The sequence below is a fragment of the Arcobacter caeni genome (assembly GCF_003063245.1).
In the GTDB taxonomy this organism is placed as follows: Bacteria; Campylobacterota; Campylobacteria; order Campylobacterales; family Arcobacteraceae; genus Aliarcobacter; species Aliarcobacter caeni.
Window position 1 is genome coordinate 1 of record NZ_MUXE01000011.1, and the last position, 13,211, is coordinate 13,211.

13 protein-coding genes are annotated in these 13,211 nt (G+C 26.9%); 10 read left to right on the plus strand and 3 right to left on the minus strand.

What is annotated here, in order from left to right; translation table 11 throughout:
* Positions 1-408 precede the first annotated feature (408 nt).
* From B0174_RS08015 to B0174_RS08025, 3 genes are all read right to left on the minus strand, one after another.
* Positions 409-951: a c-type cytochrome gene (locus tag B0174_RS08015; protein WP_108559475.1), complete on the minus strand. Its 543-nt coding sequence runs from the start codon at positions 949-951 to the stop codon at positions 409-411.
* A 94-nt stretch (positions 952-1,045) separates the two neighbouring features.
* Positions 1,046-3,265, minus strand: coding sequence for an ATP-dependent Clp protease ATP-binding subunit ClpA (clpA, locus tag B0174_RS08020; protein ID WP_108559477.1), 2,220 nt, complete (start codon positions 3,263-3,265; stop codon positions 1,046-1,048).
* Positions 3,266-3,269: 4 nt separating this feature from the next.
* A complete protein-coding gene (locus B0174_RS08025; RefSeq protein WP_108559479.1) occupies positions 3,270-3,569 on the minus strand; it encodes an ATP-dependent Clp protease adaptor ClpS in 300 nt (99 codons plus the stop codon).
* 192 nt (positions 3,570-3,761) lie between these two features.
* Between B0174_RS08025 and B0174_RS08030 the strand changes: the two genes are divergently transcribed.
* The 10 genes from B0174_RS08030 (at position 3,762) to B0174_RS08075 (ending at position 13,209) form a co-directional block, all read left to right on the plus strand.
* Positions 3,762-4,709 carry an AAA family ATPase gene (locus B0174_RS08030; protein ID WP_108559481.1) on the plus strand — a complete coding sequence of 316 codons (948 nt, stop codon included), beginning with the start codon at positions 3,762-3,764 and terminating at the stop codon, positions 4,707-4,709.
* Between the two features lie 17 nt (positions 4,710-4,726).
* Positions 4,727-5,557 (plus strand): DUF58 domain-containing protein, encoded by an 831-nt coding sequence (locus tag B0174_RS08035; protein ID WP_108559483.1) that lies wholly within the window; start codon positions 4,727-4,729, stop codon positions 5,555-5,557.
* Positions 5,558-5,559: 2 nt separating this feature from the next.
* On the plus strand, positions 5,560-5,937 hold the full coding sequence (locus tag B0174_RS08040) for a hypothetical protein (RefSeq protein WP_108559485.1): 378 nt from the start codon (positions 5,560-5,562) through the stop codon (positions 5,935-5,937).
* Positions 5,934-6,827: a vWA domain-containing protein gene (locus B0174_RS08045; RefSeq protein WP_108559487.1), complete on the plus strand. Its 894-nt coding sequence runs from the start codon at positions 5,934-5,936 to the stop codon at positions 6,825-6,827. Before B0174_RS08040 ends, B0174_RS08045 begins: the two co-directional genes overlap by 4 nt.
* A gap of 2 nt (positions 6,828-6,829) precedes the next feature.
* Positions 6,830-7,774, plus strand: a complete 945-nt coding sequence (locus B0174_RS08050; protein WP_108559489.1) for a vWA domain-containing protein — start codon at positions 6,830-6,832, stop codon at positions 7,772-7,774.
* Entirely contained in the window at positions 7,771-8,496 is a 726-nt protein-coding gene (locus B0174_RS08055) for a tetratricopeptide repeat protein (protein WP_108559491.1), read from the plus strand. Before B0174_RS08050 ends, B0174_RS08055 begins: the two co-directional genes overlap by 4 nt.
* Positions 8,477-9,985, plus strand: coding sequence for a BatD family protein (locus B0174_RS08060; RefSeq protein WP_108559493.1), 1,509 nt, complete (start codon positions 8,477-8,479; stop codon positions 9,983-9,985). Before B0174_RS08055 ends, B0174_RS08060 begins: the two co-directional genes overlap by 20 nt.
* Before the next feature lie 63 nt (positions 9,986-10,048).
* A complete protein-coding gene (locus tag B0174_RS08065) occupies positions 10,049-11,125 on the plus strand; it encodes an amidohydrolase family protein (RefSeq protein WP_108559495.1) in 1,077 nt (358 codons plus the stop codon).
* A 38-nt stretch (positions 11,126-11,163) separates the two neighbouring features.
* Positions 11,164-11,781, plus strand: coding sequence for a dethiobiotin synthase (gene bioD, locus B0174_RS08070; RefSeq protein WP_108559497.1), 618 nt, complete (start codon positions 11,164-11,166; stop codon positions 11,779-11,781).
* Between the two features lie 297 nt (positions 11,782-12,078).
* Entirely contained in the window at positions 12,079-13,209 is a 1,131-nt protein-coding gene (locus B0174_RS08075; protein WP_108559499.1) for an HpcH/HpaI aldolase/citrate lyase family protein, read from the plus strand.
* Positions 13,210-13,211: the final 2 nt, after the last annotated feature.

A 13,211-nucleotide genomic window follows, 5' to 3' on the forward strand; every position in this document is an offset into this window, starting at 1 on the left:
TAACATTTATTCTTATTTTACATCTGTAATAAACAACAGATTATTCTACAAGAATTCTATATTCGGTTTATAAAGATTACTTTATAAATTGTTTATAATTATTTTTAAAGATCATCCAGCTTCAATTGCAACGCTTCTTATCATTCTTTCGTTTGATGCGCTTCAGTCAATTTGGACGGGAATTATAATAGGTTTCCTTCCCTTTGTCAATAGCTTTTGGCTTAAATTTGGCTTAAATTTTTGGATTTGTCTCCTGTTTGTCTTTCTATGGGGTTTTGAGTTTGCTTTTGAGATTTATTTGAGTTTACTTTTGAGAGATTTCTAAGTATTTTTTAAATTTAGGATACATTTGAATGTTTAAAAAATATTTTTATATTAAAAATGGAGAATAACTCCATTTCTGATATTTTACATTTTAGAAATTAAATCTGCTAGTGCTTCTATTTCTGATTCTGTTTTAGTATTTACTTGTCCTGTCATAATGTTTTTCATAACTCCACCATAACTTCCATCTTTATATCCATTTAGTGAATCAATTATTCTTTGCTTATCCCAACCTGCAATAACTTGAGATTTTCCTAAAGCTGATTTTTCACCTTTTTGTCCATGACATGAACCACAATTTGTATATAAAGCAGTTGCATCAATCACTGTTGACTCTTGTGCTGTTTGTTCTGTTATTGCTGCTTCAATTTTTTCAGGAGCAATAACTTTATTTTCTTTATTCTCTTCTACTATTGTTGAAACTGTTTCTTTTGCTTCTTCGATTTTTCTTTCTTCAACTTTACTATTTTCTTTAACTTCTACAGAACTTTTCTCTACAGCAGCTACGGTTTCATCTTTCTTGATTTCTTGTGTTGTTCCAGCAGTTTGCGTAGATTCTTTTTTCTCATCTCCACAACCTGTCAATAATGCAACCGCTACAGCTGAACCTAATAAAAGTTTTCTCATGATTCTTTGTTCCTTTGTTAAATAAAATAATAACTTGTTTGTTTTATAAAAAACAATTTTCGAATTGTATCTAAAGAATTGTATAAAAATTGTGTTACAAAGCTTTAAATTCAAAAATAAATTCTTTTTCGAAATCTATTTTCACAAATCCACCTTTTTTTAGCTTACCAAATAAAATTTCATCTGTTAAAACATTTTTAATTTTATCTGATATTACTCTATTAAGTGGTCTTGCTCCCATAGCTTTATCGTAACCTAATCTTGCAAGTTCATTTTTTGCTTTTGTACTTATTTCAATTTTTATTTTTTTGTCTACTAATTGAGTTTCTAAATCTTCCATAAATTTACCAGCAACTTTTGCAACAACATCCATACTTAATGAATCAAAAGGAACAACAGCATCAAGTCTATTTCTAAACTCTGGTGCAAAGAATTTATTTATTGCTTTATTTTCATTTAGTTTTTCATTTTTTGCAAATCCCATTACATTTGCTTCAGTTGCACCTAAGTTTGAAGTCATTATTAAAACTACATTTTGAAAATCTGCTTTGTTTCCACTATTATCAGTTAATTCTGCATTATCCATAACTTGAAGTAAAATTGACATTAAATCGGGATGTGCTTTTTCTATTTCATCTAGTAATAAAACAGTATGTGGATGCTTTCGGATAGCTTCTGTTAAAAGTCCACCTTGTTCAAATCCTACATAACCAGCAGGTGCGCCAATAAGTCTTGAAATTGTATGAGCTTCCATATATTCACTCATATCAAATCTTTCAAAATGAATTCCTAGTTGAGATGATAACTCTTTGGCTACTTCTGTTTTTCCAACTCCTGTGGGTCCTGTGAATAAAAAACTTCCAATTGGTTTTTTATCAAGTCCAAGTCCAGCTTTGTTTCTTTTTATTGATTGAACAATTACTTTTATTGCGCTATCTTGCCCAAAAACTCTTTTTTGCATATTCTTTTCTAAAGATTTTAAAAGAGTTAAATCAGATTTTGTCGCACTTCGTTCTGGGATATGTGCCATTTTAGCAATAATACTTTCCACATCTTTTGTTGTAATTGTTATATTACTTGTTGTTTTTGTTTTTAGTTCACTTGCTAATAATATTTTTTTAGAAGCTCCAACCTCATCAATTACATCAATTGCACAATCAGGTAAAAATCTATCTGTAATATATTTTTTACTTAATTCAACGGCACTTGTTATTGCACCTTTTGAATATTTTACACCGTGATACTCTTCATATTTTGATTTTAAACCCTCTAAAATAGTAATAGAATCCTCAATTGATGGCTCATTTACATCAACTTTTGCAAATCTTCTGCTAAGCGCTTTGTCTTTTGAAAAATCATTTCTAAATTCACTAAATGTTGTAGCACCTATACATCTTAGTTTTCCATTTGCTAACATTGGTTTTAAGATATTTGAAGCATCCATAGCACTTCCACCAACACTTCCAGCGCCTACAATTGTATGAATTTCATCAATAAATAAAATTGCGTTTGGTATTTTTGCTACTTCTTTTAAAAGAGATTTTAATTTTTTCTCAAAATCTCCTCTGTATTTTGTTCCTGCAATCATTGAACCCATATCAAGTGAAAAAACTTTTGCTTTTAGTAAAAACTCTGGAACTTTTTCTTGTGCTATTTGTAAAGCTAATCCCTCAGCAATTGCCGTTTTACCAACTCCTGGTTCTCCTACTAAAATTGGATTATTCTTTTTTCTTCTACTTAATATTTCTATTACTCTTGAAATTTCGTTTTCTCTTCCAATTACAGGATCTATTTCGCCTTTTTTTGCAACAGCTACTAATTCAGTTGAATTTTTATCTAAAACTTTATTGTCTATATCATTATCATTTTCTAAAGTATTATCTTCATCGTTGTCTTTATGGGCAATCTCTTCTAAAATATCAACTCTTTGAATTCCTAACTTTCTTAATATATATGTAGCATAAGATTTTTCATCTCTTAAAATAGCTACAAACATATCTTCCACATTTGCATTTGCTTTTCCACTTGTTTGTACATGAGAAACCATATATTCTATTGTAGAGGTTAAAGAAATTGTTTCCATTGGTTCATCTATTATATTAACTGGTAATTTTGGTGTATTTTCATCTATATATTGTTTTATATCATTAAATAATTGATTTGTATCTACACCTAAATCTATAAATAAATTTTCTATTGTTTCATCATGAATTAACATTAAAAAAATATGTTCTAATGTTAGATACTCATGTTTACTACTTTTTGCATATCCTACAGCTTGTGTAAAAATGCTTCTTAATTCTTTACTTATCATTTTATTATTCTTCTTCCATTATTGCTTTTAAGGGGAAACCTTGTTCTCTTGCCATACTTTTAACTTGGGCAACTTTTGTTGCTGCAATTTCATAAGTATAAGTTCCACACAACTCTTTTCCTTTATTATGAATATTCAACATTATAGTTGATGCTTCATCAACTGATTTCCTAAATACTCTTACTAAAACATCTATTACAAAATCCATAGTTGAAAAATCATCATTCAGTAAAAAAACTTTATATTTTTTTGGCTCTTGTAAATCTAAATCGTCTTCTAATTCTATTTCTATTTCATTACTCACTTCAAACCTTTGTTATAATAAATTATTAATTATCTTATATTATAATAAAAAAGCAATAATTAAAATAAAATATTTTCTCATATTTATATTAATAAATTGTTAATACAAGATTATCATCTTATTAATGCTTTATTTACTCATCTAAATTATACTTCTAAATATAAAGATAAAATCTAAGTAAAAAGGTATTAAATGAATAATCTAATAAACAATATCAAAAATGAAATGAGAAAAGTTATTGTTGGGCAAGAAGAGTTAATCGACTCTTTAATTATTGGACTTATTGCAAATGGACATATATTAGTAGAAGGGGTTCCAGGACTTGCAAAAACAACTGCTATTAATGCATTAGCACAGGCTTTAGGGATTGATTTTAAAAGGATTCAGTTTACTCCTGATTTATTACCAAGTGATATAACTGGAACTGAAATTTATAATCCTAAAACTGGCGAATTTTCTATCAAAAAAGGACCTGCATTTACAAATCTACTTTTAGTAGATGAGATAAATAGAGCACCAGCAAAAGTTCAAGCTGCACTTTTAGAAGTTATGCAAGAGAGACAAATCACTATTTCTGATACAACTTTTAAATCTCCAAGCCCTTTTTTAGTAATGGCAACAGAAAATCCAGTTGAACAAGAAGGAGCTTATAGACTTCCAGAAGCTCAACTTGATAGATTTATGATGAAAGTTTTAGTTGGATACAACACTTTTGATGAAGAAATGGAAATCGTAAATCGAGTTGCTATAAAAGGATTTGATGCGATTCAAGTCGTTGCAAGTGCTGATGATATTATAAATATGAAAGAATCTTTAAAAGAAATTCATGTTGATACTGCTGTAAAAAATTATATGACAAAACTTATTTTTGCAACAAGAAATCCAAAAGATTATGATTTAGAGGAAATTGCTGAATATATAGAATTTGGTGCAAGTCCTAGAGCTTCTATTGATTTATATAAAGCAAGTGTTGCAACTGCCTTAATTAGAGGAAAAGATTATGTAACTCCTTTAGATATTTCTTATGTTTTAAAAGGTGTGTTAAGACATAGATTAATTCTTAATTTCAAAGCCAGAGCAAATGGAATAACAACAGATTATATAATCGAAAAAATCCTTCAAAAAATAAAAACTCCTTAAGTAAAAGGAGCATTAAAATGTATGATAAAGCAAAAGAGATAATAATAAAAGCTAAAACAAATATTTTTAATTCAAATCTTGGTGGACAATTAACTTCACTAAAAGGTGAAGGTTTAGATTTTAAAGAGATTAAAGAGTATAGCTATGGTGATAATATTAAAAATATTAACTGGAAAGCCACAGCAAAAAGTAACTCTTTAAAAGTAAATGTATTTGATGAGAGTAGACAATTAAATATTATTGTGGCTTTTTTAATAAATGGGAGTTTAGAATTTGGTTCTGTTAATATGAAACAAGATATTGCAGCTGAGATTATCGCCCTACTTGGCTTTTCGTCTATTTATAATCATGATTTACTTTTTCCTATATTTTTTAGTAATAAAAGTGAAATATTTTATGAACCAACTTATGATGAAACTATTATTTATAAATTAATACAAGATGCTTTGGAAATTAAGTGTATTAAAAAAGAAGTAAATTATAAAAATTTTTGTGATTATGTAAATAATACAATGAAACAGCGTTCTGTCATTTTTGTAGTTGGAGATTTTTATGGAGATGTGGATTTAAGCCAAATTGCTTATAAAAATGATGTTTATGCGTTAATAGTTCGAGATAGATTAGAAGAGTATCCTTTATTAAATGGGGAATTTGAACTTGTAAATGCTATAAATCTTAAAAGTAGTGAATTTAATATTACTAAAGATGTGGCAAAAAAATATAAAGAGCTTTTAGATTTACAAGATGAGCAACTCGAAGAGCATTTTCTTAAACACAGAATAAAGCATGGAAAAATATACACAGATGATGATATTTTTCTACGATTATCACAAATCATAAAAGGATAAATGTGGAAGAATTAAAAGATATAAAAGGAATTATTGAAGTTCCTGATTATTCTCTTTGGATTTTACTAAGCATAATTGCTTGTGTAGTATTTTGTTTAATAATTCTAATTTATTTTTTCAAAAACAGAAGGAAAAAAAGAAAAAAACCAACATTAAAACAAATTGCCATGAAAAATTTAAAAGAGATAAATTTTGATGATACAAAAAGTGCAGTTTATACTTTTTGTGAAAATTTCCAATATTTTATAGATGAAAAAAATAAAGAATCTTTTGAAAAGTTACAAAAAGAGTTGGAAATATTTAAATATAAAAAAGAGATAGAAAAACTCTCAGATAAGCAAAGAAATAGAATAAAAAGCATGATAAAGGAGATTAAATGAATTTTTTAAATTATACATTTGAATATCCTTATGCTTTTTTAATTTTAATACTCTTTTTTGTATGTTTAAAATTTTGCAAAACAAAGGGTGTCTCTTTTTATTTTCCAAATATCGCTTTGTTAGAAAAAGCCTCAAAAAATTCTATGCTTTTGATAAATAGTTTGAAGTTTTTAACTGTTTTATTTTTAGTTATAGCTTTGAGTTCTCCTATAAAAGAAGATACTGTAATCATAAAAGATGACAAAGGTTATGAAATTTCACTTATTTTAGATGCCAGTGGTTCAATGATAGAAGCAAATAAGTTTGGTATTGTAAAAGATATAGTGACAGATTTTGTAAATGAAAGAGAACATGACAGATTAGGTTTAAGTATTTTTGCAGATTTTGCTTATGTTGCTATTCCTTTAACTTATGATAAAAATAGTATAAAAAGATTGTTAAGTAAAATCGAAGTGGGAATTGCAGGGCGACAAAGAACAGCTTTAAATGAAGCTTTGTTTTTAAGCTCAAACTTATTTAAAACAAGTAAATCAAAAAATAAAATTGCAATTTTATTAACAGATGGAATGGATAACACAGATACGATTCCTTTGGATGTTGCCATTAAAACTGCAAAAAAATATGGAATAAAAGTTTATACAATTGGTGTTGGAACTCCTGGAGATTTTAATCCAGCTGTGTTACAAGAAATAGCTAATCAAACCGATGCAAAATATTTTTATGCTGACACAATTCAAGGTTTAAAAGATATTTATTCAACAATTAATAAACTAGAAAAAAGTGAAATAAAAGCTGATAAATATGTGAAAAAAACATACTTTTTTCAATACTTTTTAGCTTTTGCAATGCTATTTTTTATGGCATATTTTTATATGTTAAATAAGGAGTAAAAATGTTTTATTTTAAAAATATAGAGTTTTTATATGTACTTCTTTTAATTATTCCTTTAATTTATTTAATAAAACAAAAAAAAGAGTTTATTTTAGGGCAGTTTTCAAGTGAAGTATTTAAAAGAATAGAGTTTAAAAACAATAAATTCTCAAAAAAAACAAGAGCTGTATTACTAATATTCTCTTTTATTTTTATGATTTTTGCATTTGCAAGACCTATAATTGAAAATGGTGAGATAAAAATAAAATCAAGTTTTGTGGATATGTTAGTAGCTGTTGATATTTCAAAATCTATGATGGCAGATGATATTTATCCAAGTAGATTTGAATTTGAAAAAAATAAACTTTTTTCATTTTTAGATGATTTAAAAAATATTAGAGTAGCCCTTGTAGGCTTTAGTTCTCAAACTTTCTTGATTTCACCTTTGACTGAGGATTTTAACTCTTTAAAATTTTTGGTAAAAAATCTAAGATTTGATTATCTGAATCTAAAAGGCACAAATATACAATCTGTTTTAGAAGTCTCAAATGAGCTTTTAAAAGATGAAAAAAATAAAATTCTTCTTCTTTTTACAGATGGTGGAAATGAAGATAATTATGAAAATGAAATATCTTATGCAAAAACCCACAATATTAGTGTTTATGTTTACAATATAGGAACTTCAAAAGGTGGAATTATCAAAGATGATAATGGAAATGCAGTTTTAGTAAAATTAAATGAAAATATCAAGAAATTGGCTTTAAATAGTAATGGTGCATATATGGAACAATCTTTAAATCAAAATGATATTAAACAATTAAGTGAATTAATCAACAATAATTACAAAGCAAATGCTGAAAAAGAAGAAGTAATCAAAGATGAAAAAGAGTTGTTTTATTATCCTTTGATATTAGCAATTATCCTATTTTTTATGGGAATTTTTTCACTTCCAAGGAGACAAAAATGAGAATATTTATAAGTTTATTCTTTATTGGAATATGTTTTTCTTGGGCTTCGGTTTTTGATTTTAAACATTTAGATGATGCAAAAAAAGCTTATGATAGCAAAGATTATGAAAAAGCAGCAGATTCATACTCAAAAGTAAATAGTGACGAATCAAAATTTAATGAAGCAGACTCTTTATATAAAGCAAAAAAATATGATGAAGCTTTAAAAGCTTATTCATCAATTTCAAATAAAGATTTGGAGTTTGACAAACTTTATAATATGGGAAATTCTTATGCAAATTTAAAAGATGATGACAAAGCAATAAAAAGTTATGAAGATGCTTTGAAAATAAAAGATGATGAAGATGCTAAGTATAATTTGGAACTTTTGAAAAAAAAGAAAGAAGATAAAAAAGAAGATAAAAATAAGAACGAACAAAACAAAGAAGATAAAAAACAAGAAAACAATCAAGAAAATAGTCCAAAAGAAGAAAATAAAAACACTCCTGATGATAAAAATAAAGAGGATAAAAATGCACAAGAAAAGCAACAAAATACTCAAGATGAACAAAAAGAGTCTAAATCGCAAGATTTAAAACAAGATGAAAATAGTGATAAAAAAGAACAAGAAATAAGTAATATGGAAGAAAGAAAATGGCAAAAAATGCTAAATGATAGAGAAATAAATACTCTGTTACTTCCATTAACAAAAGGAGATAACAATGAAAAACAACCTTGGTAAAATATTTATAATTTATATTTTTTTTCTAACAGGATTATTTGCAGATGTTAAATTAACAGTTACAAGTCCTACAATTTATGAGGGTGAATTAGCTAGTTTTACAATTACTTCAAATAGTGATGGTGATATTGAATTTCCAAAAATTAATACTATTGATACTTATAATATAGTTGATAGATATTCTTCACAATCAACAACAATTATAAATGGTCATTATTCAAAAGAAATATCAAAAACATACAGTTTTGCTCCAAAAGAAGATGTAGTAATTCCAGCTTTTGAAATAAAACTTGATGGAAAAGTTTATACAACAACTCCTCAAAAAATCTCTGTTATAAAACCAAGTGCCAGTAAAGAAGGTGAGAATTTTATAATCCAAATTAAAGCGGATAAAAGCGAAGTTAAAGTTGGAGAATCAGTTAATTTAACTATTTTATTTAAATATAAACTTGATTCTAAAATTGACCAAATCAGAATGAATGAACCAAAACTTGATAATTTCTGGATAAAAAAAGTTGGTGACGATGAAAAAAGTAGTGAAAAAGATTATATTATTTATACACAAAAATATCTTTTATTTCCACAAAAATCAGGAGAGTATGACTTAAAATCTTTAGAGGCATTAATTGGAAAAGCTGTTAAACAAAAAGTTGCAAATGATTTTTTTAATGACCCATTTTTTGATTCAGTAACAAATAAAATAACTTGGCAAAAAATTTATTCAAATAATTTGCATATTTCAGTAAAACCACTGCCAAATAATCTTGAACTTTTTGGAGATTATACTTTACAAACAAGTGTTGATAAAATGCAAGTGGAAGCAAATCAGCCTGTAAATCTAAGTATAAATATCAATGGTGTTGGAAATATTGATGATATTCAAAAATTTAATTTAAATATAGATAATGTAGTGAGTTATGCAGATGAGCCAAAAATTGATTCTTCTTTTGAAGAAAAAGAGTATAAAGGTAATTTTTCACAAAAAATAGCTTTTGTTGCCCTTGAAGATTATACAATTCCAAAAATCTCTTTAACTTATTTTGATAAAAAAACAAATCAAGTTAAAACAATTTATTCAAATCCAATAGATATAAAAGTTCAAAACAATAATCAAAATGGTAATGCTGTTAAAATTGAAACCGCAAATACTCCAACAAAAGTTTCAAATGAAGAAAAAGTTTCTGAGCTAAAAGAAGATAAAAACATAAATTATATGGTTTTAGCTCTTGTTCTTTTCCTTGTTATTTTAGTGTTACTTTTACTTTTTAGAAATAAAAAAACAGACAAAAAAGCTAAAAAAGATATTGTTTTATTAATCAAAAAAGCCAAAAATGACAAAGATTTATTTGAGCTACTTTTACCTTATAATAAAAAAAATGAACTTATTAAAAATACTCTTATAAAACTTGAAGAGAATCTTTATAAAAAAACAAATCATAAAATTGACAAAAAAGAGTTAATGAACTTCTTCGAAGATGAAATAGTGTGAATTCAAGTCACACTATTTTTATTTCGTTATAATTTTTGTAAATAAATTACAAAAGGAATAACAATGAAATATCTACTATTTTTTGCCTTAATTATGAGTCTTAAAGCTGAAACCTTTACGCCAATACCCTTAAATAATGAACTTTCATCTTATGAAAAAGTTGCTATTCCTTTTGATAACATTACACTTAAGAAAAACTGGAAAACACGAATTGAAGCCATAAAAAATGTAGGAATCATACCTTTGATTGATGTGGAATCTTCTTTTAATCCTAAAGATTTTAATCTTATCAATTATGCTAAGACCATGGATGATGAGGGAATTGCAATGATTGCTTTTTCTGCACAAATTGGAGAAAAAGCTTATGAAAAAGAGTCTAAGTTATGGCATGATTCACCAAGAAATCTTATGAGTGCTGATCCTTCTCGTTATGTGCCAACTTCAACTGCTGGAACATATCCTGCGTGGACTAAAGAGCCAGAAAATTTTATTAAAGAAAGCATCAAACAAGCTACACTTCAACACTATTTGCTCTTGGGTGAATTTGAATTTAGACATTATCTTTCTCCAAGACAATACAAACGAAATGAGTATTATAGAGATGTAAATATTCCCATAGACTCACCAGCATCTCATCTTTTGTTTAAATTTGCCAATGAATTTGGTATTCCTTTTCAAATACACTATGAAATAGAAGATGAATTATTCGAACCTTTAGAAAAAATGCTTCAACTTTACCCAAAAGCAAAAGTTATTTGGTGTCATCTAGCACAAATAAGATATAGCGAAAAAGCAAAAAAATATGACCCAAAACTTGTAAGAGGATTAATTGAGCGTCATCCTAATCTTTATTTTGATTTAGCTTTTGGAGATAAAGACTCAATTTATAAACCAAGTAATGAATTTCAATCAAGAATTTGGGATAGAAACACTGGAAAACTCAAACCTGAATGGGCGAAACTTATAGAAGATTATCCTTATCACTTTTTAACTGCCTTTGATATTGGTGGAGATAGAGAAGATGAATTAAAAAATAAAGCAATATCTTCTCGTGAAGTTTTAAAAAGTTTATCATCTAAAACACAAGAAATTGTGGCATATAAAGCATTTTGGAAACTTATTTTTAATGAAGACTATTAAATGATTCGTTATAATTTTACAAAAAATAAAGAGAAAATATGAAAAAGATTTTATTTGTAAGTGCTACAAATACAGATGTAGGTAAAACTTACGCTTGTGAAAAACTACTTAAACATTATGCAAAAAAAGGCTTCAAAGTAGGATATTTTAAACCTTTTGAAACTGGTGTTATTGATTTTCCCCTTGATGGCACTAAAATGTTAAATTTAGTAAAAACTTTAAATCCCTCTTTTGATGTTTCAATAAATGATTGTGTTCCTTATCAATTTAAACTTCCAGCAGCTCCTTATGTGGCAAAAGAAAACACTATTATAGATATAGAGTTTTTAAAAGAGAAAAAGAAGTATTTATTACAATTTTGTGATGTTCTTATTATTGAGGGTGCTGGTGGATTAATGGTTCCAATTGAAAAAGATTTATTTATTATTGATTTAATAAAAATATTTGAGGCTAATGCAATTTTAATAGCACCATCAAAACTTGGATGTATTAATGACACCCTCCTTTCTGTAAATGCTTTAAAAGCAAAAAACATAGATTTTGAATTATTTATAAATTTATATGAAGATATAAATAGCTTTGAAAAAGTATCAAAACCATTTTTACTTGACTACTTTGGAAAGCTAAATTTCTTAGAAGATTTGGAAAAATCGTAAGATTTTCTAAATTTTCTCAAATTTTTCTTAACTTTTCCATTTTGTAACACTCATTTTTATGTGGTTTTTGTAGATTTTAGTACAATTTTTACTATGAATTTAAGTTTCATCTCCCTTGTTTCTGGGCTTTATTGACCTTTCCTGATTTTAAACTTAAATTTATTTGCTATTTCAAAACACATTAAAACAATTCATTTTAAATGGTGTATAACTTTCTTGTTAGTTTTCAAGTATAATAATTATGATGAAAATAAAGAAACACGAATAAAAATTAATATAAAAGAAAGGTAGATAAGAATGACTTCTGCAATAGATTTATCTAAATTAACAGCAAATGATGATTTAACACCAGTTCTTGGTGGATATTGGCCTGGTATTCAAATATACTACCCACCAATCAAATTTAATCCACTTGATGGAACATATGAAAGTATGGAACAAGCAAAACTTAGACTACAAAAACATGCTTATAAAACAAAAGCACATACAGTGTTATTTGACTTAGAAGATGGTTGTAGACAAAAAGCTATGTCAAGAGAGTTATTAATTCAAGAATTACCAAAATTTCCTGAAAGAACTTTTCAAATAGCAGTAAGACTTAATCCTTTTAGAACTGATGAATATGAAGAAGATTTAAAAATGTTAAAACAAATTCATCAATATATTGATGTTATTGTTCTTGCAAAAGCTGGAGAAGTTTATGGATCTGCAGAAATTAGAGATTTATCTTCTTGGTTAATTTCAATCGGAAGTAAGTTAACAATTCAACCAATTATTGAACATCCAAAATCACTGCAAATTGCGGATAGATTAATGGAACATTCAACTGTTAAACATGTTGTTTTTGGAATTCACGATTTTTCTAAAGCAATGGCTTATAAAATCACTCCTCAAGGATGGATTAATGAGTTAGAAACTTTCTTTAATATGCTTACAATGGAAGCTAGAATTAAAGGTAAAGGTGTTATTGGTGGAGTTGAAGTTATGTTAACACCACATTCATTACCTGATTCTTGTGTGGAGAAAAAAGATATTAGAAGATGGTTAGATTTACATGGTGATGATGCTAGTAGACATGTTTATGCTCATGCAATTAGAGAAAATGCAATGGGATTAACAGGAAAACAAATCATTACTCCAAACCATATTAATATTTGTAAAGTTGCGTTTACGCCATCTCCAAATGAAATTGCAAAAGATGTTGCTATTTTAAAAGAAGCTATCAAAACTGATGCATTATTATCTGGTGCAATTAGATATGAGGGTGAAATGTTAGATCCACCAATGTTTGGTAAATCTTTACAAAATATTTTAAGAGCTTACGCATTAAGATCTTTAGCAAAAGAAGATGAAATATTCGCATTATCTGTATTAAACAGAATGCCAATTCACACATTTAAAGAAAACTGGCCATACGGTCAAATTTAGTA

Bases quoted from the DNA above. Each gene is read 5' to 3' on its own strand.
- B0174_RS08015 (WP_108559475.1), bottom strand. From the start codon at position 951: ATGAGAAAACTTTTATTAGGTTCAGCTGTAGCGGTTGCATTATTGACA.
- clpA (WP_108559477.1), bottom strand. From the start codon at position 3,265: ATGATAAGTAAAGAATTAAGAAGCATTTTTACACAAGCTGTAGGATAT.
- B0174_RS08030 (WP_108559481.1), top strand. From the start codon at position 3,762: ATGAATAATCTAATAAACAATATCAAAAATGAAATGAGAAAAGTTATT.
- B0174_RS08035 (WP_108559483.1), top strand. From the start codon at position 4,727: ATGTATGATAAAGCAAAAGAGATAATAATAAAAGCTAAAACAAATATT.
- B0174_RS08045 (WP_108559487.1), top strand. From the start codon at position 5,934: ATGAATTTTTTAAATTATACATTTGAATATCCTTATGCTTTTTTAATT.
- B0174_RS08050 (WP_108559489.1), top strand. From the start codon at position 6,830: ATGTTTTATTTTAAAAATATAGAGTTTTTATATGTACTTCTTTTAATT.
- B0174_RS08055 (WP_108559491.1), top strand. From the start codon at position 7,771: ATGAGAATATTTATAAGTTTATTCTTTATTGGAATATGTTTTTCTTGG.
- B0174_RS08060 (WP_108559493.1), top strand. From the start codon at position 8,477: ATGAAAAACAACCTTGGTAAAATATTTATAATTTATATTTTTTTTCTA.
- B0174_RS08065 (WP_108559495.1), top strand. From the start codon at position 10,049: ATGAAATATCTACTATTTTTTGCCTTAATTATGAGTCTTAAAGCTGAA.
- bioD (WP_108559497.1), top strand. From the start codon at position 11,164: ATGAAAAAGATTTTATTTGTAAGTGCTACAAATACAGATGTAGGTAAA.
- B0174_RS08075 (WP_108559499.1), top strand. From the start codon at position 12,079: ATGACTTCTGCAATAGATTTATCTAAATTAACAGCAAATGATGATTTA.